The sequence below is a fragment of the Pseudomonas sp. LLC-1 genome (assembly GCF_002992185.1).
GTDB classification, from domain to species: Bacteria; Pseudomonadota; Gammaproteobacteria; order Pseudomonadales; family Pseudomonadaceae; genus Aquipseudomonas; species Aquipseudomonas monteilii.
This window is the reverse complement of sequence record NZ_LUVY01000014.1, coordinates 337,524-359,291: the sequence shown is the minus strand read 5'-3', so window position 1 is coordinate 359,291 and position 21,768 is coordinate 337,524. Positions and strand designations below refer to the sequence as shown.

At 61.0% G+C, this 21,768-nt stretch carries 18 protein-coding genes; 12 read left to right on the top strand and 6 right to left on the bottom strand.

Annotated elements, in window-relative coordinates; genetic code table 11:
* Positions 1 to 99: 99 nt before the first annotated feature.
* From recC to A0O30_RS15040, 8 genes are all read left to right on the top strand, one after another.
* Positions 100 to 3,579, top strand: coding sequence for an exodeoxyribonuclease V subunit gamma (gene recC / locus A0O30_RS15075; protein ID WP_105947038.1), 3,480 nt, complete (start codon positions 100 to 102; stop codon positions 3,577 to 3,579).
* Complete coding sequence (recB, locus tag A0O30_RS15070; protein ID WP_105947037.1) at positions 3,576 to 7,250, top strand: exodeoxyribonuclease V subunit beta; 3,675 nt, start codon at positions 3,576 to 3,578, stop codon at positions 7,248 to 7,250. Before recC ends, recB begins: the two co-directional genes overlap by 4 nt.
* Positions 7,247 to 9,322, top strand: coding sequence for an exodeoxyribonuclease V subunit alpha (gene recD / locus A0O30_RS15065; protein WP_105947036.1), 2,076 nt, complete (start codon positions 7,247 to 7,249; stop codon positions 9,320 to 9,322). Before recB ends, recD begins: the two co-directional genes overlap by 4 nt.
* A 100-nt stretch (positions 9,323 to 9,422) precedes the next feature.
* Positions 9,423 to 9,989, top strand: a complete 567-nt coding sequence (locus A0O30_RS15060) for a YfiR family protein (RefSeq protein WP_105947035.1) — start codon at positions 9,423 to 9,425, stop codon at positions 9,987 to 9,989.
* Positions 9,986 to 11,257, top strand: a complete 1,272-nt coding sequence (locus A0O30_RS15055; RefSeq protein WP_016713423.1) for a diguanylate cyclase domain-containing protein — start codon at positions 9,986 to 9,988, stop codon at positions 11,255 to 11,257. Before A0O30_RS15060 ends, A0O30_RS15055 begins: the two co-directional genes overlap by 4 nt.
* A 4-nt stretch (positions 11,258 to 11,261) precedes the next feature.
* Positions 11,262 to 11,753: an OmpA family protein gene (locus tag A0O30_RS15050; protein WP_060500009.1), complete on the top strand. Its 492-nt coding sequence runs from the start codon at positions 11,262 to 11,264 to the stop codon at positions 11,751 to 11,753.
* Between the two features lie 519 nt (positions 11,754 to 12,272).
* A complete protein-coding gene (locus A0O30_RS15045; protein WP_105947034.1) occupies positions 12,273 to 12,548 on the top strand; it encodes a hypothetical protein in 276 nt (91 codons plus the stop codon).
* A complete protein-coding gene (locus tag A0O30_RS15040) occupies positions 12,538 to 12,789 on the top strand; it encodes a DUF3077 domain-containing protein (protein ID WP_105947033.1) in 252 nt (83 codons plus the stop codon). Before A0O30_RS15045 ends, A0O30_RS15040 begins: the two co-directional genes overlap by 11 nt.
* A 65-nt stretch (positions 12,790 to 12,854) precedes the next feature.
* Here A0O30_RS15040 and A0O30_RS27700 read toward each other — a convergent pair whose 3' ends face one another.
* The 4 genes from A0O30_RS27700 to A0O30_RS15025 form a co-directional block, all read right to left on the bottom strand.
* On the bottom strand, positions 12,855 to 13,949 hold the full coding sequence (locus A0O30_RS27700) for a hypothetical protein (RefSeq protein WP_146256314.1): 1,095 nt from the start codon (positions 13,947 to 13,949) through the stop codon (positions 12,855 to 12,857).
* Between the two features lie 420 nt (positions 13,950 to 14,369).
* Entirely contained in the window at positions 14,370 to 14,699 is a 330-nt protein-coding gene (locus A0O30_RS15035) for a hypothetical protein (protein ID WP_105947032.1), read from the bottom strand.
* Between the two features lie 89 nt (positions 14,700 to 14,788).
* Positions 14,789 to 15,631, bottom strand: a complete 843-nt coding sequence (locus A0O30_RS15030; RefSeq protein WP_146256313.1) for an AbiJ-NTD4 domain-containing protein — start codon at positions 15,629 to 15,631, stop codon at positions 14,789 to 14,791.
* A gap of 229 nt (positions 15,632 to 15,860) precedes the next feature.
* Complete coding sequence (locus A0O30_RS15025; protein WP_105947044.1) at positions 15,861 to 16,805, bottom strand: LysR family transcriptional regulator; 945 nt, start codon at positions 16,803 to 16,805, stop codon at positions 15,861 to 15,863.
* A gap of 132 nt (positions 16,806 to 16,937) precedes the next feature.
* On the opposite strand from A0O30_RS15025, the gene A0O30_RS15020 reads away from it, so the two are divergent.
* Complete coding sequence (locus A0O30_RS15020; RefSeq protein ID WP_016713426.1) at positions 16,938 to 18,464, top strand: CoA-acylating methylmalonate-semialdehyde dehydrogenase; 1,527 nt, start codon at positions 16,938 to 16,940, stop codon at positions 18,462 to 18,464.
* Between the two features lie 9 nt (positions 18,465 to 18,473).
* Positions 18,474 to 19,361 carry a 3-hydroxyisobutyrate dehydrogenase gene (mmsB, locus tag A0O30_RS15015; protein ID WP_027609099.1) on the top strand — a complete coding sequence of 296 codons (888 nt, stop codon included), beginning with the start codon at positions 18,474 to 18,476 and terminating at the stop codon, positions 19,359 to 19,361.
* Between the two features lie 89 nt (positions 19,362 to 19,450).
* Here the strand turns inward: mmsB and A0O30_RS15010 are convergent, their stop codons facing one another.
* Positions 19,451 to 19,795, bottom strand: a complete 345-nt coding sequence (locus A0O30_RS15010) for a cupin domain-containing protein (protein WP_003258412.1) — start codon at positions 19,793 to 19,795, stop codon at positions 19,451 to 19,453.
* 96 nt (positions 19,796 to 19,891) lie between these two features.
* Entirely contained in the window at positions 19,892 to 20,827 is a 936-nt protein-coding gene (dmeF, locus tag A0O30_RS15005; RefSeq protein ID WP_105947030.1) for a CDF family Co(II)/Ni(II) efflux transporter DmeF, read from the bottom strand.
* Positions 20,828 to 20,897: 70 nt separating this feature from the next.
* On the opposite strand from dmeF, the gene A0O30_RS15000 reads away from it, so the two are divergent.
* Both A0O30_RS15000 and A0O30_RS14995 read left to right on the top strand, forming a co-directional pair.
* Positions 20,898 to 21,173: a metal/formaldehyde-sensitive transcriptional repressor gene (locus A0O30_RS15000; protein WP_060500006.1), complete on the top strand. Its 276-nt coding sequence runs from the start codon at positions 20,898 to 20,900 to the stop codon at positions 21,171 to 21,173.
* 180 nt (positions 21,174 to 21,353) lie between these two features.
* Positions 21,354 to 21,761: a type II toxin-antitoxin system HicB family antitoxin gene (locus A0O30_RS14995; RefSeq protein WP_105947029.1), complete on the top strand. Its 408-nt coding sequence runs from the start codon at positions 21,354 to 21,356 to the stop codon at positions 21,759 to 21,761.
* The last annotated feature ends 7 nt before the right edge of the window (positions 21,762 to 21,768 follow it).

Sequence of the window (21,768 nt, the reverse complement as noted above, 5' to 3'; positions counted from 1 at the left end):
CCGGCCAGGAAAAGATTTGTCTCCACGCGTGCCACGGTCCGTGCCACGCCCCGTGATATGGTTCCGCATCTGAACCAACTGCCTTCCAGGGAATGCTCAATGGCTATTACCACGCTCCACCCAGGTTTCATGATCGTCCACGGCAACCGCCTCGATGACCTACGCAGCCTGGTGGTGAGCTGGATGCGCCGTTACCCCTTGGCACCTTTGGAAAACGAAATCGCCCTTGTCCAAAGCAATGGTATCGCCCAATGGCTCAAACTGGCCCTGGCTGAAGACCCGTTGGAAAATGACCTGGGTGGCTGCGGCATCGCTGCCGCAATCGATGTGCAACTGCCTGGCAGCTTCATGTGGCAGCTGTACCGCAGCGTGCTGGGCCACGACGAAATTCCCGAAGTTTCCCTGCTCGACAAGGCCCCACTGACCTGGCGCCTGATGCGCCTGCTGCCAGCCCTGATAGAGCGCCCGCATTTCGAGCCGCTGCAGCGCTTCCTCAATGACGACAGCGACCTGCGCAAGCGCTACCAGCTCGCCGAGCGACTGGCTGACCTGTTCGACCAGTACCAGGTCTACCGCGCCGACTGGCTCAAGGACTGGGCTGCTGGCAATCACATCCTCAATACTGCCCGTGGTGAGCGCAAAGCACTGCCGCCGGGCAACCGCTGGCAAGCCGAGTTGTGGCGAGCCTTGTTGGAGGATGTTGGTGAGCAGGGGATGGCGCAAAGCCGCGCCGGGGTACATCAGCGCTTCACCGAGCGCATCAACAACCTGGAACAGGCACCTGCGGGGCTGCCATCGCGGGTGATCGTGTTCGGCATTTCCTCGTTGCCTGCACAGGCCCTGGAAGCACTGGCAGGCCTGGCGCGCTTTAGCCAGGTATTGTTGTGCGTGCACAACCCCTGCCGCCACCACTGGGCCGACATCGTTGCCGACAAGGACCTGTTACGCCACCAGTACAAACGCCAGCAACGCAAACAGGGCATGCCCCTGCAACTGGACGACCAGTCGCTGCACCAGCATGCTCATCCGTTGTTGGCCGCCTGGGGCAAACAGGGCCGCGACTACATCAACCTGCTCGACAGTTATGACGACCCGGGTAGCTACCAGGGTGTGTTCAGCGATGGGCGCATCGACCTGTTCAGCGACGGCTCGCCCACCACATTGCTCAACCAGTTGCAGGACGACATTCTTGAACTGCGCCCGCTCGCCGAAACCCGTGAGCTGTGGCCGCCAGTCGACCCAGGCAAAGACCGCTCGATCCGCTTCCACATTGCACACAGCCCGCAACGCGAAGTGGAGATTCTCCATGACCAGCTGCTGGCCCGCTTCAGCGCCGACCCTACGTTGCGTCCGCGTGACGTAATCGTCATGCTGCCAGCCATCGACACTTACGCGCCGCATATCCGCGCCGTGTTCGGCCAGTTGCAGCGCAATGACCCGCGCTACATCCCGTTCACCCTCACCGATCAGGGCCAGCGGGGGCGTGAACCTTTACTGATCGCCCTTGAACACTTGCTCAAACTGCCGGATAGCCGTTTCGCGGTCAGCGAAGTGCTCGACCTGCTGGACGTACCGGCAGTCCGTGCCCGCTTCGGTATCCGCGAAAACGACTTGCCTACGCTGCACCGCTGGATCGAGGGCGCCGGTATTCGTTGGGGCCTCAACGCCGAGCAGCGGGCCAGCCTGGGTTTGCCCGCCGGGCTCGAACAGAACAGTTGGCGCTTCGGCCTGCGGCGCATGCTGCTGGGCTATGCCGTAGGTGTGGGAGAGGCCTGCGATGGCATCGAGCCCTACGATGAAATCGGCGGCCTGGACGCAGCACTGATTGGTCCGCTGGTTGCGCTGCTCGATGCACTCGACGTCGCTTGTCAGGCATTTTCCGAGCCCGCCACTGTCAGTCAGTGGGGGGAGCGCCTGCACGCCTTGCTGCAGGTATTCTTCCTCGCCGAGGATGAACACGACGAATTTCTGCTGATGCAGCTACAGGACCTGCGCGATGGCTGGCTCGAAGTGTGCGAGGCTGTTGGGCTGAATGACCCGTTGCCGCTGACCGTGGTGCGTGAAGCCTGGCTGTCAGGCCTCGACCAGGGCAAGCTGTCGCAACGTTTCCTCGCCGGTTCGGTTAACTTCTGCACCCTCATGCCCATGCGCGCCATCCCGTTCCGCGTAGTCTGCCTGCTGGGCATGAACGATGGCGACTACCCGCGCGCCCAGCAACCACTGGACTTCGACCTGATGGCCAGCGATTACCGCCCCGGTGACCGCTCACGCCGCGAAGACGACCGTTACCTGCTGCTCGAAGCGCTGCTGTCGGCACGTGACCAACTGTATGTCAGCTGGGTCGGGCGCAGTATCCGCGACAACAGCGAGCGCCCGGCCTCGGTACTGATCGGCCAGTTACGCGATCACATCGCTGCGGGCTGGCAGTTGACCGGCGCCGAGCAAGGGCAACCAGGGGAGCCGGGCGAGCAACTGCTGCACGCACTGACCCTGGAACACCCGCTGCAGCCGTTCAGCCCCCGCTATTTCCAGAAGGGCAGTCCGCTGTTCAGTTTTGCCCACGAATGGCAGGTGCTGCACCAGCAAGGCGAGGAGCAAGAGCAGGGCGACCCAGGCTTGCCACCCTATCTCGACGATGAAGCCCTGAGCCTGACCCAGCTGAATGACTTCCTGCGCCACCCGGTACGGCACTTCTTCAGCCAGCGTTTGAAGGTGTACTTCGAAGCATTGGAGGCGCCGACCCCGGACGAAGAACCTTTTGTCCTCGATACCCTGCAACGCTACGGTGCCAGTGAGAGCCTGCTCGGCGCCGCCCTGGCCGAGCCGGGCAACGCCGAACAGGCCTTGCAGGCCCAGGCCCGGCGCCTGCAAGCCTGCGGTTTGTTGCCACTGGCCGGCTTCGGCGAGCTACTGCAAAACGAGCTGATCGAACCGCTACCCGACCTGCTGCAACGTCACCAGCAGTTGCTGCAACGCTGGCCAGAGCTGGTCGAGGGCGCTTTGCCGGTGCATTTCGAGCACGGCCAGCACCGGCTCGAAGGCTGGCTGGGCCGTGTGTTCCAGGCAGATGACCAGAGCCTGCTCAGCATCACCACCGTACCCAACACCATCAGTGCCGGGCGCAACAACCTCAAGTGGCACCGCCTGATTGCCCCTTGGGTCACGCACTTGGCCGCCTGTGCGGCGGGCTACCCCTATAACAGTGCGCTGGTAGCCAGTGACCTGACCCTGTTGCTTGCACCGCTGCCGCCCGAGCAGGCCACGCAACTGTTGGGCGATTTGCTGGTGGCCCGTCAGGCAGGGATGAATGCGCCTCTGCCCGTTGCAGCCAAAACCGCGTTTGCATGGTTGGCCCAGGACGATGCCGACAAGGCCCAGGCCGCCGCAGCCCGCGCCTACGAAGGCGACGAGCGCACCAGCTTTGGCGAGCGCGGTGAAAGCATTGCCCTGGCTCGCCAGTTCCGTGACTTTGCCGCACTCACCGCTGACGAAACCTTCGAAGGCTGGTGCGAAACCTTGTACCGCCCGTTGTTCATCGCCCCTTGGCAGACCTTGGGCAATCCGGAGAAAGGCGTATGACCCAGGTCCGTCCCTTGGCACTGAGTTTCCCCCTGCACGGCAGCCAGCTGATCGAGGCCAGCGCCGGCACGGGCAAGACCTTCACCATTTCGGCGCTGTACCTGCGCCTGATCCTCGGCCACGGTGGCGAACAGGGCTTCGACCGCGAGCTGCTACCACCACAAATCCTCGTGGTGACCTTTACCGACGCTGCCACCAAAGAGCTTCGCGAGCGCATTCGTGCCCGCCTGGCTGAGGCTGCACGGTTTTTCCGTGGTGAACTGGAAGGCGCCGACCCGTTGTTGCATCAACTGCGTGACGATTATCCACAAGAGGCCTGGCCGCGTTGTGCCGGCCGCCTGGAAATCGCTGTGCAGTGGATGGACGAAGCGGCGGTATCGACCATCCATGGCTGGTGCCAGCGCATGCTCCGTGAGCATGCCTTCGACAGTGGCAGCTTGTTCACCCAGACCCTGGAAACCGACCACAGCGAGCTGCTGGGCCAGGTGATGCGCGATTACTGGCGGCGTTTCTGCTACGGCATGCACGGTGATGCGCTGGCCTGGGTCCGCAGCAACTGGGGGAGCCCCGATGCCTTGCTGCCGCGCATCCGCCCGCTGTTTGGCCGCATCCGCGCTCAGCACGACGGGCCAGAGCCCGCTGCGTTGATCCAGGCGTCGCTGCAGCAGCGTGGCCAACAGCTGGCCCGGCTGAAGGCGCCGTGGGCGCAGTGGGCTGAAGAGCTGCGCCAAATCTGCCGCGAAGCACTGGCCGCCAAGCAGGTCGACGGCCGCAAGATGCAGGCCCGTTACTTCGAACCTTGGTTCGACAAACTTTGCGCTTGGGCAGCCGATGAGCAACGGGTGGAGCTCGACCTGGGTACCGGCTTCACCCGCCTCACCCCGGCGGGCATGGCTGAAGCCTGGAAGGGCGAACCGCCCGAGCACCCGGCCCTCGACGCCATGCAGACGCTGCAACAGCAATTGCAGGCCTTGGACAACCCAGATGCACCGTTGCTTGAGCATGCTGCCGGCTGGGTATCGGCGCGATTTGAAGTGGAGAAGCGCCGCCGTGCGGAAATGGGCTTCGACGACATGCTCGTGCGCCTGCAGCACGCCCTGGCCAGCGAGGCCGGTGAGCGCCTGGCCAGCCTGATTCGCGAGCAGTTTCCGGTCGCGCTGATCGACGAATTCCAGGACACCGACCCGGTGCAGTACGGTATTTTCGAGCGCATTTACCAGATCAGCGAAAACCGTGCGCAAACCGGCCTGTTCATGATCGGTGACCCCAAGCAGGCGATTTACGCCTTCCGGGGTGCCGACATTTACACCTACCTTGCTGCGCGGCGCGCCACCAGTGGCCGCCTGCATAGCCTGGACACCAACTACCGCTCCAGCAAAGCCATGGTCGCGGCGGTCAACCAGGTGTTCCTGCAGGCCGAAGCGCGTGAAACGGGGCGGGGTGCATTCCTGTTCCGCGAAGCCGATGACAACCCGTTGCCGTTCATCGAGGTGCATGCCAAGGGCCGTGGCGAACAGCTGCTGATTGACGGTGAAGCCAGCGCAGCCCTGCAGTGCTGGCAGCTGGAAAGCGAAGAGCCGGTTTCCAGCAGCGTCTACCGCCAGCAACTGGCCGCCAGCTGCGCCAGCCATATCGTCGCCTTGCTCAACGGTGGCCAGCAGGGCACGGCGGGCTTCCAGAATGCCGAGGGCGAATTGCGCCCCTGCCTGCCTTCGGACATCGCCATCCTGGTGCGTGATGGCCATGAAGCACAGATGGTCCGCGCCGAGCTGGCCGCACGTGATGTGCGCAGCGTGTACCTGTCCGACAAGGATTCGGTGTTCGCCGCCCAGGAAGCCCACGACCTGCTGGCCTGGCTCAAGGCCTGCGCCGAGCCAGACTCGGAACGCCTGCTCAAGGCCGCACTGGCCAGCCTCACACTGGGCCTGTCGCTGGCCGAACTGGACCGGCTGAACCAGGACGAGCGGGTCTGGGAAGGCTGGGTCATGCGTTTTCGCCTTTACCGCGACACCTGGCAGCGCCAAGGGGTGCTACCGATGTTGCGCCACCTGCTGCACGACTTCCACCTGCCGCGCACGCTGATCCGCCGCAGTGATGGCGAGCGGGTGCTGACCAACCTGCTGCACCTGGCCGAGCTGTTGCAACAGGCCGCAGGCGAGCTGGACGGTGAGCAGGCGTTGATCCGCCACCTGGCCGAGCACCTGGCGAGTTCCGGGCAGGCCGGTGAAGAACAGATCCTGCGCCTGGAGAGCGACGAACAGCTGGTCAAGGTGGTAACGATCCACAAGTCCAAGGGCCTGGAATATCCCTTGGTCTATCTGCCGTTCATCTGCACCAGCAAGCCTGTCGACGGCACCCGACTGCCGTTGGCCTGGCATGACAGCGACGGTAATGCCCACCTCACACTCACGCCGAACCAGGAGCAGATCGAGCGCGCCGATGACGAGCGCCTGGCCGAAGACCTGCGCCTGCTCTACGTAGCCCTGACCCGGGCACAGCATGCTTGCTGGCTGGGTGTGGCCGACCTCAAGCGTGGCAACCAGAAGAGTTCGCAGCTGCACCGCTCGGCATTTGGCTACCTGCTGGGGGGCGGCCTTGCTCTGGCCGGATCGACGCAGTTGACGGACTGGTTGCAGGCGCTGGCAGCGACGTGCCCGCACATCACCTGCCCGGGTCTGCCGCAGGCGGATGAGCAGGTGTATCGCATGCCGCATGCCGAGCGTGAGCTGCTGCCCGCACGCAAGCCTCGCCGCGCAGCAGCCGAGCATTGGTGGATCGCGTCGTACAGCGCCCTGCGCGTCGGCGACCAGACCCTCGGCGCCGACAGCTCGCAGGCCCAGCAATTGCTGGATGACGAGGTGCTCGATGCCCAGGTGTTGCGCGAGGTCCCGCCCGACAGCGGCGATATCCACCGCTTTCCACGGGGACCGAACCCGGGCACCTTCCTCCATGGCCTGCTGGAATGGGCAGGGCGCGAGGGCTTCAGCCAGGTCACCGGCAACTCACAGCTGATCGAGCGAACCGTTGGCCAGCGATGCAACCGCCGTGACTGGACCGGCTGGATTCCCACGCTCACCCAGTGGCTGCAACGCTTGTTGAGCGAGCCGCTGCCGTTGCCGGGCAACGACCTGAGCGTAACGCTCGGTCAGTTGCGCCATTATCAGATCGAAATGGAGTTCTGGTTCGCCAGCCACCAGGTCGACGCCGAACAACTCGACCGCCTGGTCGCTCGCCACACCCACCCTGGCCTGGCACGCCCGGCAGCGCAGCCAACCGTGCTCAACGGCATGTTCAAAGGCTTCATCGACCTGGCGTTCGAGCTGGACGGGCGGTACTACGTGACCGACTACAAGTCCAACTGGCTGGGCCCGGACATCCAGGCCTACGACACAATGGCCATGGAAAAGTCCATCATCGAGCACCGCTATGACCTGCAGTACGTGCTGTACCTGCTGGCCCTGCACCGGCAGCTGCGCGCACGCTTGCCGGATTACGATTACGACCGCCATGTCGGTGGCGCCCTGTTCATCTTCCTGCGAGGCGCCAGCAGCAGCGGCCACGGCGTGTACCACGCCAAGCCACCGCGTGAGCTGATTGAGCGCCTGGATGCGCTGTTCCGTGGTGAGCGCGCGCCCGCACAGCAGGACCTGTTAGCCGGAGTCGCGCCATGAGCCGAAGCCTAGTCGACCTTTTGCCCACTCCATTGCACGCCGAGCACCTGTTGGCGCTGGCACCTCAGCATGACAGTGGTGACCTGCTGCAACTGCTCGACCGCTGGGTGGAGCGGGGCTGGCTGCGTGCCCTGGACCGCGCATTCGTGTCGTTCCTTGAAGAGCGCGCCCCAGGCAGTGACCCCTTGCTGTTGCTGGCGGCAGCGTTGGCCAGCCACCAACTGGGCCATGGCCATGTGTGCCTCGACTTGCAGCAAACCCTGGCCGAGCCCGACTTTGCGCTGTCGCTGCCACCGGAGGGTGACGCCTTGACTGGCCCTCTGCTGTTACCCTCGCAGCTGCTGTCCAACCTCGACTTGAATGCCTGGCGCCAGCGCATCGCCGCCAGCTCGCTGGTGGCACTCGGCGATAACCCAGGCCAGCAAGCGCGGCCGCTGGTGCTCAGCGGCGAGCGCCTGTACCTGCGCCGTTACTGGCGCTACGAGCGGCGCATCGACCATACCCTGCGCCAGCGCCTGACCCAGGCCGAAGCGCCGCTGACCGACCTGTCAGATCGCCTGGCGCAGCTGTTCGCGGGCGGTGCGTCAGCAGGTCAGGTGGACTGGCAGAAGCTGGCGTGTGCGCTGGCTACCCGTGCCGGTTTCAGCATCATCACGGGCGGCCCCGGCACGGGTAAAACCACGACCGTCGTGCGCCTGCTGGCCTTGCTGCAGGGGCCGGCGGTAGAGCTGGGCAGGCCGCTGCGCATACGCCTGGCCGCGCCGACCGGCAAGGCTGCTGCGCGCCTGACCGAATCCATTGGCCAGCAAGTCGAGCGGCTGCAAGTCAGCGCCGAAGTCCGCGGGCAAATCCCCACTGATGTCAGCACCGTACACCGGCTGCTCGGCAGCCGCCCAGGCTCGCGGCACTTCCGCCACCATGCTGGCAACCCGTTGCCGCTGGACGTGCTGGTGGTCGACGAGGCGTCGATGATCGACCTGGAAATGATGGCCAACCTGCTCGATGCCTTGCCGCCACGGGCACGCCTGGTGCTGCTGGGGGACAAGGACCAGTTGGCCTCTGTCGAGGCCGGCGCGGTGCTGGGGGATTTGTGCCGGGATGCGGAGGAGGGCTATTACTCGCCGGCAACCACCGCGTGGCTGGAACAGGTCAGCGGCGAGTCGCTGGCCGGCAGCGGGCTCAAGGCCGGCGATGAGCAGCGCAACCCGCTGGCCCAGCAAGTGGTGATGCTGCGCTTTTCACGACGCTTCGGCGAAGGCAGCGGCATTGGTCAACTGGCCAGGCTGGTCAATCGCCAGGACGCTTACGCGGCACGCAACCTGCTGGCCACGCCACCGGACGACGTGCACAGCCTGGCGCTCAAGCACGAGCAAGACCGAGCTTTTGACCGCCTGCTGCTCGACGGCCTGAACCGTGGTGCCGAAGGCCCGCAAGGCTATCGCAGCTACCTGCGCACCCTTGGCCGCTACAGGCCGGCACTCGAAACCGCATTTGACGACCCGGCATGGGAGCAGTGGGCGGGCAAGGTGCTGCACAGCTTCGAGGACTTCCAGTTGCTCTGCGCGGTGCGTCGCGGCGCCTGGGGTGTCGAAGGCCTGAACGAGCGGGTGGCGCGGGTGCTGCACAATGCCGGGCTGATCGACAGCCAGCAGCCCTGGTACGAAGGGCGCCCGGTGCTGGTGACCCGCAACGACTACGGCCTGGGCCTGATGAACGGTGACATCGGCATCGCCCTGCGCCTGCCGGATGAGCAAGGCGAGCCGCTGCTGCGCGTGGCTTTCCCGCGTAACGATGGCAGTGGCGGGGTGCGCTTCGTCCTGCCGAGCCGGCTTAACGAAGTGGAAACGGTGTTCGCCATGACCGTGCACAAGTCCCAGGGCTCGGAGTTCAGCCACACCGCACTGGTGTTGCCGGATGCGCTCAACCCGGTGCTGACCAAGGAACTGGTGTATACCGGCATCACCCGCGCCAAGCACTGCTTCAGCCTGGTCGAGCCACGCCAGGGCATTTTCGAAGAAGCGGTGGCGCGCAAGGTACGGCGTATTTCCGGGTTGATGCTGGAGCAGGTCTAGGGGCATGCAACCCGATGCACCTGGCCGCTCTTCCATACAAGGAAGCGGCCATGTGCTATCGTTGCGCCGATACCGGAAAGGACCATAAGAGATTTCCCACATGAACGTGGCCGGGAGGCGAGCGCCAAGCTGTGCACTTTCGCTGTTGCTGGCCGCCCTGTTCATTTCCATGGGCTCCGCCCGGGCAGATACTGCCACAACCACCGCCCAGGCCCAGCAACGCGCCAAGGCCGTTACCCAGGTCGTACTGGGTATCTTCAGCTATGCCCGCTGGCCGGTCGAACCATCCCCCTTACGCCTGTGCCTGGTTGGCCCCACCGAGTATGCCGATGACCTGATCAAAGGCCATGTACAGGAGTCCGGCCGCCCGCTGCAGGTGCGGCGGCTGCTGGCAGAGGATACCCAGGTCGCCCAGGCCTGCGATGCCATCTACATTGGCAAGCTTGACCAGGGCCAGCGCGACAAACTGTTCGAGCGCATCAGCGGCCACCCGGTTCTGAGCATCAGCGAAGCGAACGACCCCTGCACGGTCGGCAGCCTGTTCTGCCTGCGGGTCAGCGACCAGCAGGTGGCCTTTGAAGTCAACCTGGATTCGGTGGCGCGTTCCGGCGTGCGCATTCACCCCAGCGTGCTGCAACTGTCGCGGCGCCGGGCGGTGCAGCCATGAAGCCGACCCGCAAGCAGGGTGTGCGCCCGACCCTGCGTTCGGTGCTGGGCCGTGGCCACCTCAGCGTTGCCTTGCTCGCGGTAGGCCTGGCCGGTATTTCGCTTACGCTGCTGGGTGTGCTCGCCCTGCGCGTCTATGCCAATCACAACCTGCACCTGATCGCCCGCTCGATCAACTACACCGTAGAGGCGGCGGTGGTGTTCGATGACAGTGCAGCGGCCAACGAATCACTGGCGCTGATCGCCAGTAACGAGGAGGTGGCCGAAGCCAAGGTCTTCAACAACGAAGGCGAACTGCTGGCGCACTGGCAACGCGGTGATACGGGCATGCTCGGCAAGCTCGAAGTGCAGGTGGCCACGGCCTTGCTGGATGAGCCGGTCAACTTGCCGATCCTGCACCAGCAGCAAAAAGTCGGGCACACCGAACTGGTCGGCCAGGGCCGTAGCCTGCTGCTGTTCCTGCTCAGCGGTCTGGCCGGAATTCTGTTCTGCACGATACTCAGCGCTTTGGCTGCCCAGTATCTGTCGCGGCGCCTGCTCAGCAATATCACCCGCCCGCTGCGCGGCCTGGCCAGTGTCGCCCACGCCGCCCGCCGCGAGCGCAGCTTCGACCGGCGCGTGCCGGAGGCGCCGATTGCCGAGCTCAACGAGCTGGGCAACGACTTCAATGCCCTGCTGGACGAACTGGAGGTGTGGCACAGCCACCTGCAGAACGAAAACCAGACCTTGGCCCACCAGGCTAGCCACGACAGCCTGACCGGCCTGCCTAACCGCGCCTTCTTCGAGGGGCGCCTGAACCGCAGCGTGCGCAATGCCGCGCGGCAGAGGGACCACTTGGCGCTTTTGTTCCTCGACAGCGACCACTTCAAGCAGATCAACGACACCCTTGGCCATGCCGTGGGCGATGAAGTGCTGATCAGCGTGGCCGACCGCGTGCGCGCCCAGCTGCGCGAGCATGACCTGGTGGCACGCTTGGGCGGTGACGAGTTCGCCGTGCTGCTGACACCTTTGCAGTCGCGCAAGGACGCCGAGCAGATTGCCGAGAAGATCGTGGCCAGCATGAAGTTGCCGGTGCAGCTGGACAGCGGCCGCAGCATTGCCACCTCACTGAGTGTCGGTATTGCCTATTACCCGGACGACGGCGCTGACCCCGCCAGTCTTCTCAATGCCGCCGATGCGGCGATGTACGAGGCCAAGCGTAAACGCCGTGGCCATTGGCAAGTGGCGCAGACGGAACGGTCCGCCAGTGAAATCAAGAACAGGAGTTGAACCCGTGATGCACGCTATACGTTTTCCCCTTTGGGCCTTGTTGCTCGCCGTGCTGGCGCTGACAGGTTGCCAGAGCGCACCACCCAAGGGCCTTACCCCTGAACAGATAGCCGTACTCAAGCGCGAAGGCTTTACCCCCACCGATGAAGGCTGGGCCTACGACCTGTCCGGCAAAGTGCTGTTCGGCAGCGACCTGGACAGCCTAAACGGCCAGAGCCAGGCGATTGTCGAGCGCATCGGCAAGGCGCTGCTGGGCGTTGGCATCCAGGGCGTGCGGGTGGACGGGCATGCCGACTCGTCGGGCAAGGCGGCGTATAACCAGCAACTGTCCGAGCGCCGTGCCCAAAGCGTGGCCAAAGCGCTGGTCGGGGTGGGCATGCAGGCCCAGAACATTCAGCGCCGTGGCCTGGGCAGCACCCAGCCAGTGGCAGACAACCGCACCAGCGCCGGGCGTACCGAGAACCGGCGGGTGTCTATCGTGGTCGCGTCTTACTGACCCTGTCTCACAGGCCAGCACACATCTCCTGTGGGAGCGGGTTCACCCGCGAACACCGGCGAAGCCGGTGCCATGCACCGAGTTGCCTGCTTCGCGGGTGAACCCGCTCCCACAAGTACTGCACATGGCTTCAATGCGGCGCGGTCAGTGTAGGAGCTGGCTTGCCTGCGATCGAGGGCGCAGCCCTCGCCAAGGCCATCCGCCTGTAAGACATTTCTGAACCTAAAACCAAATGCTTCAGTTCACCTCACCTAGCGAATTATCCTACACGCTTGTCAGAAGCCGCCACATAGGCGGGGAAGCCCCCCTGAGATAACGTCCTTGGGTCGCCTTTCCAGGCGATCGGGCTTGAGACCCCCGGACTACATGTGTTGGCACCGCTTCATGGCTGTCGTGCGCGGGCAGGCTTCGGCCTGGCCGGTATTCATGTGTCCCGGGTCTCAAACCGCGCACGACTGCCACCCAAATCCTTGAGACGAAGAGGGCGGCAGTTCCTGGTTCGTTCAAGGGAGCGCCATCATGAAAAAGCTCGTACCCGATCCACCCGCCTCAGATCTTCTGCAACTCGATCCGCCCAATCTCTTATTTCTAGATCCTCCTAGCATCGAAGAATGTGATCAGCTACTCCGCGCCCTGATTCTGACGGTGAATCACACGACTACCGTATTGGTCGCTAGCGGTCCTGGCCTGATGCAAGACGCTATGGGCATGAACATTCGTCTGCTGTGTCGAGCTATCCATGCCCTGACGGACCACACTAGCACCCGCATCAAGGAGGAAGAACATGAGCGATGATCCAAGGAAATCTTCGACCGCGGGCATAGAAACTTTCGACCTGTTCCGCTTGCAGCCAAACGTTCCCTTCAATCATGCCTTCACTCAGTTATCTGTGTTGCTTGGCTGTATTCGTCACCTCACGACTGAAGCAGAAATGGAGAATGACCGGATAGCAGGCAGTGCTGCGCGCATTCTCAGTGAGATGGCAAAAGCGTTGATTGATGATATGGAACTAGGGATGTCCAGAAGATTGAGTTGAAAGGGCTAGGGCCGAACTGCGGCCATTTTTAACTTTTATCCTCGATTTAAAAGGTTTCGTGCGCGCTATGTGGACTTGAAATTATCTCCTCGGTTGATCTTGAAATTACTGGGAGTGATAAGGGGGATTTCTGGCTCAAAAGGAGCAGTCAAGATAATAGATTCGCACAGTCCCGCTAATTTTTGCAAAGTAGTATGGGCATATTCCAGCGCGTCAAGAGTGTTAGTATGGTCGTCAATGAAGTTTCGGTTGCGGGCAAAGCCTAATTCAGAGTCTTTGAAATAATGCTCACTTGATCGGCTTCCTATAATTTCACTGGGGTTTTGCGGAATGGGAACTTTTATTGCTGGCAACTCCTGCCCATTCGATAGGGTGATGAATCTCGTAAAACTCAGTAATGTCCTGTCCGCGCTTGCCAAAGGCGCTGTATGCACTACGAGATTCCGGTAAGCGCCGAGTTCAGATAGCCACCCCTCTCCATCCACTGAGGCTTTAAATATAGATCCAGCAGAGTCGACTGGTGGGTTGCTCTTCCATATTTTTAGCAGTCCCTTAATAGCTGTAATTTTCAACTTATGATCATTTGGTCTGAGCATAACTTCAGTATAGAACTCAGCCAGATAATCTCTCAAAACACATGCATCGACAAGGTAAGCCTGAAAGGCAAGGTAGCAAAGCGAGGTGTGTCCATCCAAGAAGCGCTGACCTGCTTCGAAACGACCAGACTTTAGCCTGCCATTAAGTTGATCAAAATAAGCTTCGGATAGCTGTCGAAGCCTCCATTCGCAAGTCCTAATCTGGTGTGAAATTCTCGCGCAGATATCGTAGAGTAGGCCCTGCTTCCTTTTGAATGCGGAGTTTGCCAAGAATAACCATCTATGTCCTTGTTCGCTACAAATCCAGGCAGGGGCACCGCGTAAATTTTTAGGACGCCACTCCGGCGGGTTGTATTCGTTTCCGCCATGATAAAAGTCACAGCCGATTATTGTTAGGCCTAAATCGCTTATATCGGAATACAATGTGGTGAAGTCACGAATAGAGATATCGAACTCTTCAGCATCCAGCGGCGCCGGCTGTACAAAAGCAGTGTCGTCTAGGCCATTGATAACTCGACCACCACCAAGCGTATGTAATTCGCGAAGAACCTGAGGTCGATCCATTTCTAACTCTCGTCAAATCAAAAAACGTCGTCAATAGGGACGCTGCATGGCCATACAGAACTTGTAGGGGCGCTATCTGGAACGCCTCGCCAGTAGTCACCATCGGATTCGATTTTTACAAATGTGATTCCACATGCGCAAGCTACGGACAGGTTAGGCAGGCTCGATCAATCTCCCGTCGGATTGTGCGCATAAATCATTCCCGGCTTGACTGAAAACCCGATTCTGAAATTGAGGGGAAATGGTTTGTGCGCAAAAGGGCTTACGCTGCTTGCAAACCATTTCACTGAGCATTACTCATGAACAAAGCTGCAATTACTGCTGAAGCAGCCAAGTAGCATTTTGGCGTGGTTATGTAGGCGATATGTGAATAAGTCAACTGGGTTAAACCAATGCGCACGCATCGCCTCCAGTCCACCCTTAATGTCTAGGGGAGTCTTTCATAAGCTGGATAGTATCGCCGGCTTCATAAATAAATAGGTTAAGCGGCGTATCCCCGTCAATGCGAACTGTTAGGGGGGTGGCGTTAGCCCGATTGTAATGACGTGCAGGGCCGGCTGGAATAACTCCATCGTTGAAAGTAATTACTTTATTCAATGTCGAAAAATGCCTAGCAATCTCGCTCAAGACCTTGGCTCTAGTATTGCTGGTTAGCTTGACCATTGCCGACGGCATCGTGATCTCACCATCCGTGGTTGTGCTACCCCATTGATACCAGTAACCAATAATCTGTTGATCTTGGTCTGACATATGTTCTCTCCATGTTTATGTGGTGGTAACGTCGCAGGTTGTATGCTGTGGCGACGTTGGTGATTAATTCTCGCGGGCTGCGGGTCGTCTTAGTTCTCAATGCTGTCAATGGTGAAGTTGATGAAGGCTGAGCAGCAGATGAGCATGAACCGAGCATCTGCTTTGGTCGGAGCGGTAGAGCCGTCAATGAGTGCGTGCCTTATTCCCCCGGCATCACTTGTGTAGCCATAAAGCTTCATGAATGCAGATTTCATGCTTGCGTGCAAGTTATGCTTGTCTTCCAGTATCTTTAGAGCAGCACCCAGCGTGGCTTTTTCATCGCCAACCAGTTTTTTGGCAAGGGACTCAACGGCACTAATGCTTTCTTTAATTGAGTTCCGGTAATCGGGATTTGTCCTGTCAGTCAGCAAACCAAGGGAAGTCTGTAGGTGGGTTCTTGCAGCTGCATAGCCATCTGATGCAGCAAGAGCTTTTTCAATTTCCTCAATTTCTTCATTAGAAGTAATCGGAGTGACTTTGCCGCCTATGAAGCGATATGCGGAGTTTTCTCGCTCCAGTATTCTGTTGAATTCCTCGGTGAGAATTCTTGAGGGGCCATCATTAAGCGCCTCAACAAAAAACTCCAATAGGCTGTAGATGCGGTGCCATGGCAATTCAAAAAAAACCTCCCGCAGGTATTTCCTGAGGTCCGACCAATAATAAGGGATTGAATCTGTCGGAATCTTAAAAAAGTCTGCGTACAAATGCTCTATTAAAGATTCGAGATTTGATTTGTGAATCGCATTGCTATCATATCTGGAATAAGGCTCGAACTTCGAAAAAAGATTGATCGTTAGGACATTCCAGAGTCCATTCTTTAGGTCCGTATCAATGCTTTCGCTCTGAGCAACCTTGGAGGCGGGAGCCAACCCCATACGCTGCGAGAAATCCATTGTCACCATCGCACCTCATCTATGCCTGTCGTAGCCAACGGCGGCTTGATCCGTGGCCGACAGTGTACACGGTGGCTGATTGCCAGTGGTCACTGTCAGAGATTGGGCGTGGTGCAGAAAGGCAGCAAGGAACCATGGACGTGGGCTGTCACAACCACTGTCACAAGTCGTTGCCATCGCAACCATGCGGTGGGTAGGATGAGCAACCCTTACTCCTTGTCGATCTAGGCTACGCAAACCGCATCTCCCGGGTCTCCCCCATCAACAACGGCGCATTCGCCTCCGTCACCCCCCGGATGTAATCCCACAGCAGGGTAATCCGCTTCAACTTGCGCAAATCCTCCCGGCAATACATCCAGAACTGTCGCGTCACCTCGATCTCCTCCGGTAACACTGTCACCAAGCGCGGGTCCTGCGCAGCCAGGAAACACGGCAATATCGCCAACCCACGCCCCTGCAACGCCGCAGTGTACTGCGCAATCACACTGGTGCTGCGTAGGTGCGCAGTGGCACCGGGAATCAGGTTGGCCAGGTACAAAAGCTCCGAACTGAACGCCAAATCATCCACGTAACTGATAAAGGGATGTTTGGCCAAGTCCGCCACCTGACGAATCGGCGCGTGGCTGTCCAGGTAATCCTGCGTCGCATACAGCCGCAAGCGGTAATCACACAGCTTGCAGCATACATAAGGCCCATGCTCCGGCCGCTCCAGAGCAATGACGATGTCTGCCTCACGCTTGGACAGGCTGATGAAGTGCGGCAGCGGCAGGATATCCACCGAAATCGCCGGGTAGGCATCAACGAAGTGGCTCAGCTGCGGGGTAATGAAGAAGCTGCCAAAGCCCTCGGTGCAACCCATGCGTACATGCCCCGACAGCGCCACGCCCGACCCGGATACCTGCTCGCAGGCCATGTGCAGCGTGCTTTCGATCGACTCGGCATAGCCCAGCAGGCGCTGACCTTCGGCGGTTAGCACAAAGCCGTTGGTCCGCGATTTTTCGAACAGCAACGTACCCAGCGCCCCTTCCAGCGAGCTGATGCGCCGCGACACCGTGGTGTAGTCCACGCTCAGCCGTTTGGCGGCACTGCTGGCCTTGCGGGTGCGGGCCACTTCAAGGAAAAACTTCAGGTCGTCCCAGTTGAGGGCGCTCAGGGATGTGAGGTCTTTTTGCATGATGATCCGGTTTTTTTGTGCGTTCTTGTTGGATGTTTGCACATCTATACTCGAAACAAGCCTCAGGACGCCACCTTGCGTTTGCTTGGCGCTGGCGATCTCGTCCCGACAATAATTCCAAGGAGAACGCAGATGAACGCACCGCAATCCCCGAACCCGACCAAGGTCGAGCAGGTCAAGCTGCTGATCGACGGCCAATGGGTCGAGTCGAAGACCACCGAATGGCGCGACATCGTCAACCCTGCCACCCAGGAAGTACTGGCGCGCGTGCCGTTCGCCACCGTCGAAGAAGTCGACGCTGCCGTGGCTGCTGCCCATCGCGCTTTCCAGACCTGGCGCGACACCCCGATTGGCGCACGCATGCGCATCATGCTCAAGCTGCAGGCGCTGATCCGCGAACACACCAAACGCATTGCCCAGGTGCTCAGCGCCGAGCAGGGCAAAACCCTGGCTGATGCCGAAGGCGATATCTTCCGCGGCCTGGAAGTGGTCGAGCACGCGGCGTCCATTGGCACCCTGCAGATGGGCGAATTCGCCGAGAACGTCGCAGGCGGTGTCGATACCTACACCCTGCGCCAGCCGATTGGTGTATGCGCCGGCATCACCCCGTTCAACTTCCCGGCGATGATCCCGCTGTGGATGTTCCCCATGGCCATCGTCTGCGGCAACACGTTCGTGCTCAAGCCGTCCGAACAGGACCCTCTCTCGACCATGCTGCTGGTCGAGCTGGCGCTGGAAGCCGGCGTACCGGCGGGTGTGCTTAACGTGGTGCACGGTGGCAAGCAAGTGGTGGATGCCATTTGCACCCATCAAGACATCAAAGCCATTTCCTTCGTTGGCTCTACCGAAGTCGGCACCCACGTGTACAACCTGGGTAGCCAGCACGGCAAGCGCGTGCAGTCGATGATGGGCGCCAAGAACCACGCCGTTGTGCTGCCCGATGCCAACCGCACGCAAACCATCAACGCCCTGGTCGGTGCTGCTTTCGGCGCGGCGGGCCAGCGTTGCATGGCCACCTCGGTGGCAGTGCTGGTGGGCAAGGCTCGCGAATGGCTGCCGGATATCAAGGAAGCGGCCAGCAAGCTCAAGGTCAATGCCGGCTGTGAGCCTGGCACCGATGTCGGCCCGGTAGTGTCCAAGCGCGCCAAGGAGCGTGTGCTGGGCCTGATCGAAAGTGGCATCAAGGAAGGCGCCAAGCTGGAGCTCGACGGCCGTGACGTCAAGGTGCCTGGCTACGAGCAAGGCAACTTCGTCGGCCCAACCCTGTTCTCGGGCGTGAAGACCGACATGCAGGTGTACACCCAGGAAATCTTCGGCCCGGTGCTGGTGACCCTGGAGGTCGATACCCTCGACGAAGCCATCGCCCTGGTCAACGCCAACCCGTTCGGCAACGGCACCGGCCTGTTCACCCAAAGCGGCGCGGCAGCGCGCAAGTTCCAGAGCGAAATCGACATCGGCCAGGTCGGCATCAACATCCCGATCCCGGTACCGGTACCGTTCTTCAGCTTCACCGGTTCGCGTGGCTCCAAGCTCGGTGACCTCGGCCCGTACGGCAAGCAGGTGGTGCAGTTCTACACTCAGACCAAGACCGTCACCGCCCGCTGGTTCGATGACGACAGTGTCAATGACGGTGTGAACACCACCATCAGCCTGCGCTAAGGAGACGTCATGCGTATTGCATTCATTGGCCTCGGCAACATGGGCGCGCCCATGGCCCGTAACCTGATCAAGGCCGGGCATCAGCTGAACCTGTTTGACCTGAACAAAACCGTGCTGGCCGAGCTGGCAGAACTGGGCGGGCAGATCAGCCCGTCGCCCAAGGACGCGGCGGCCAACAGCGAGCTGGTCATCACCATGCTGCCCGCGGCGGCCCATGTGCGCAGCGTATACCTGAACGACGACGGCGTGCTGGCCGGCATTCGCCCCGGCACACCAACCGTGGACTGCAGCACCATCGACCCGCAGACCGCACGCGATGTGTCCAAGGCCGCAGCGGCCAAGGGTGTGGACATGGGCGACGCGCCAGTGTCCGGTGGCACCGGCGGCGCGGCAGCGGGCACCCTGACCTTCATGGTCGGTGCCAGCGCCGAGCTGTTCGCCAGCCTCAAGCCGGTGCTGGAGCAGATGGGCCGTAACATCGTGCACTGCGGTGAAGTCGGCACCGGGCAGATCGCCAAGATCTGCAACAACCTGCTGTTGGGCATCTCCATGATCGGTGTGTCCGAGGCCATGGCCCTGGGTAACGCACTGGGCATCGACACCAAGGTGCTGGCCGGCATCATCAACAGCTCGACCGGGCGTTGCTGGAGTTCGGATACTTACAACCCGTGGCCGGGCATCATCGAAACGGCGCCGGCATCGCGTGGCTATACCGGTGGCTTTGGCGCCGAACTGATGCTCAAGGACCTGGGGCTGGCCACCGAAGCGGCACGCCAGGCACACCAGCCGGTGATCCTCGGGGCCGTGGCCCAGCAGCTGTATCAGGCCATGAGCCTGCGCGGCGAAGGGGGCAAGGACTTCTCGGCCATCGTCGAGGGGTATCGCAAGAAGGATTGACGAGCGAGGTGGACTTCTTCGCGGGCCAGGTGGCCTTCCCTCTGTAACTGCGCACCAGAGGGAAGGGTGCCTGCCCCGCGATTTTTTTGTCAGGCGAAGACGAAATACTTGCGTACAGTCTCGACCACTTCCCAGGTGCCTTTCATCCCCGGTTCGATGACGAACACGTCACCGGCTTTCAGGTGCTTCGGCTCTTCGCCTTCCGGGGTGATGATGCAGTAGCCATCGAGGAAGTGGCAGAACTCCCACTTCTCGTAGTTGACCTCGAACTTGCCCGGGGTGCAGATCCATGTGCCCATGATCTTGCTGCCGTCGGCCGACAGGTAGGCATTGAGGTTGACGGTGTGCGGATCGCCGCCGATGCGCTTCCACTTGGTGGCGTCCACGACCGGCGTCGGGCAGGTTTCGCGCAGGACGGTGATGAAATCGGACATGGCACAACTCCTGGTGACTGGCTGAATGACTCGTCACCATAGGGCTATCGGCCGAGCCGCAGTTGCCTGGGCTCGACGTCCAGCTGTCTGGTCGCGCTATGCCAGGCGGTTTACCTCGACGGTGACGTGCGCCAGTTCTTCATGCACACCCAAGGCCTGGCGCACGCTGTCGGCGCTGAGGGCACTTGAGGTAGCCAAGCCAAGAATGCAGGCGTACTGGTCCTTGCCCACCCGCCATACATGCAGGTCGGTGATGCTGGCCGGCACCGGCAGTTGTGCCACCACTTCGCGGATTTCTGCCACCACCGGCGCGTCCATCTCCGCGTCCAGCAGCACCCGGCCGGTATCGCGCAGCAGGCCGCGGGCCCACAACGCCACCAGCAGCGCACCCACCAGGCCCATGACCGGGTCGAGCCAGCTGGCGCCCCAGAACTTGCCGGCCAGCAAGGCAACGATGGCCAGTACCGAAGTGGCGGCATCTGCCATCACGTGCAGGTAGGCCGAGCGCAGGTTCAGGTCGTGGTGGTGATGGCCGTGATCATGGTGATGGTCGTGGCCATGATGATCATGATGGTGATGGTCATCGCGCAGTAGCCAGGCACAAATCAGGTTGACGGCAAGGCCTATCACGGCGATGAAGATGGCCTCGTCATAATGGATCGGCCCCGGTGTCAGCAGCCGCTCCACCGACTGGAACACCATCAGCCCGGCCACGCCCAGCAACAGTAGCGCGCTGGAATAGCCACCGAGAATCTCGATTTTCCAGGTACCGAAGGCAAAGCGTCGATCAGCGGCATAGCGCCGTGCGGCGGCGTAGGCCAGCAGCGACAGGCCAAGGGCCAGCGCGTGGGAGCTCATGTGCCAGCCGTCGGCCAGCAGTGCCATGGAGTTGAAGAACCAGCCACCGGCAATCTCCGCCACCATCATCACGGCGGTCAGCCACACCGCCAGGCGGGTCTTGCGCTCGGCGCCCAGGTTGCTGGTATGGAACTGATGGCTGTGCTGCCAACGGTCTGAGGTTTGTGTCGCCATGGTTTATCATGCTCCCGGAAGATCGAGAAATATACTATACCCCAGTATACCTAGCATGGTGTGGAATCCAATGGCACATACCCTGAAGAGCAAGAAGCAACTGCTGACCCGGGTGCGCAAGATCAAGGGCCAGGCCGCTGCGCTTGAGACGGCGCTGGAGCAGGACAAGGACTGCCTGGCGATCCTGCAGCAGATCGCCGCCGTGCGCGGCGCGGTGAACGGGTTGATGGCCGAAGTGATGGAAGGGCATATCCGCGAACATCTGGTGGCGGACGGGCTGAGCGCCGAGGAGCGGCAGGATGAGGCGGACAAGGTGGCGGCGTTGTTGCGGTCTTACCTCAAGTAGCCTGTTGTCATGATCGTGGATACCCCAGGGGGGTATCGGTTTTCGGGTGAGGGGGCATTTTTCCTACATTTCGGCAGGTACTCCCTTACATAGCGGTCCAAATCGTCCGCTAGTCTGGACAGGTGTGGATAGTGTGTAGTGTGCTTCGTTTTGGTTCACGAGTGACAACGGAGGTAATCAATGAAATTTCCGGTCGTATTGCACAAAGACGCCGGTTCGGATTACGGCGTGACCGTTCCCGATGTTCCCGGTTGTTTCTCCGCCGGTGCCACTGTCGCACTGGCGTTGGAGAACGTGCTGGAGGCGTTGGCGCTGCATTTCGAAGGGTTGGTAGCCGATAACGAGGCGTTGCCGCAAGCACAGGAAATCGATGTCCATGTGGCGAATCCTGATTTTGAAGGCGGGGTCTGGGCCGTGGTGGATTTTGATGTCACCCCCTACCTGGGTAAGGCGGTTCGCTTCAATGCAACGCTGCCAGAAAACCTGCTTCAGCGGATCGATGAAAAAGTGAAGCGTGACCACCGTTATGCATCCCGCTCCGGTTTTCTGGCCACGGCTGCTTTGCGAGAGTTGGCGCTTTCACACTGATCATCGT

Bases quoted from the DNA above. Each gene is read 5' to 3' on its own strand.
- recC (WP_105947038.1), top strand. From the start codon at position 100: ATGGCTATTACCACGCTCCACCCAGGTTTCATGATCGTCCACGGCAAC.
- recB (WP_105947037.1), top strand. From the start codon at position 3,576: ATGACCCAGGTCCGTCCCTTGGCACTGAGTTTCCCCCTGCACGGCAGC.
- recD (WP_105947036.1), top strand. From the start codon at position 7,247: ATGAGCCGAAGCCTAGTCGACCTTTTGCCCACTCCATTGCACGCCGAG.
- A0O30_RS15060 (WP_105947035.1), top strand. From the start codon at position 9,423: ATGAACGTGGCCGGGAGGCGAGCGCCAAGCTGTGCACTTTCGCTGTTG.
- A0O30_RS15055 (WP_016713423.1), top strand. From the start codon at position 9,986: ATGAAGCCGACCCGCAAGCAGGGTGTGCGCCCGACCCTGCGTTCGGTG.
- A0O30_RS15045 (WP_105947034.1), top strand. From the start codon at position 12,273: ATGAAAAAGCTCGTACCCGATCCACCCGCCTCAGATCTTCTGCAACTC.
- A0O30_RS15040 (WP_105947033.1), top strand. From the start codon at position 12,538: ATGAGCGATGATCCAAGGAAATCTTCGACCGCGGGCATAGAAACTTTC.
- A0O30_RS27700 (WP_146256314.1), bottom strand. From the start codon at position 13,949: ATGGATCGACCTCAGGTTCTTCGCGAATTACATACGCTTGGTGGTGGT.
- A0O30_RS15035 (WP_105947032.1), bottom strand. From the start codon at position 14,699: ATGTCAGACCAAGATCAACAGATTATTGGTTACTGGTATCAATGGGGT.
- A0O30_RS15030 (WP_146256313.1), bottom strand. From the start codon at position 15,631: ATGGATTTCTCGCAGCGTATGGGGTTGGCTCCCGCCTCCAAGGTTGCT.
- A0O30_RS15025 (WP_105947044.1), bottom strand. From the start codon at position 16,805: ATGCAAAAAGACCTCACATCCCTGAGCGCCCTCAACTGGGACGACCTG.
- A0O30_RS15020 (WP_016713426.1), top strand. From the start codon at position 16,938: ATGAACGCACCGCAATCCCCGAACCCGACCAAGGTCGAGCAGGTCAAG.
- mmsB (WP_027609099.1), top strand. From the start codon at position 18,474: ATGCGTATTGCATTCATTGGCCTCGGCAACATGGGCGCGCCCATGGCC.
- A0O30_RS15010 (WP_003258412.1), bottom strand. From the start codon at position 19,795: ATGTCCGATTTCATCACCGTCCTGCGCGAAACCTGCCCGACGCCGGTC.
- dmeF (WP_105947030.1), bottom strand. From the start codon at position 20,827: ATGGCGACACAAACCTCAGACCGTTGGCAGCACAGCCATCAGTTCCAT.
- A0O30_RS15000 (WP_060500006.1), top strand. From the start codon at position 20,898: ATGGCACATACCCTGAAGAGCAAGAAGCAACTGCTGACCCGGGTGCGC.
- A0O30_RS14995 (WP_105947029.1), top strand. From the start codon at position 21,354: ATGAAATTTCCGGTCGTATTGCACAAAGACGCCGGTTCGGATTACGGC.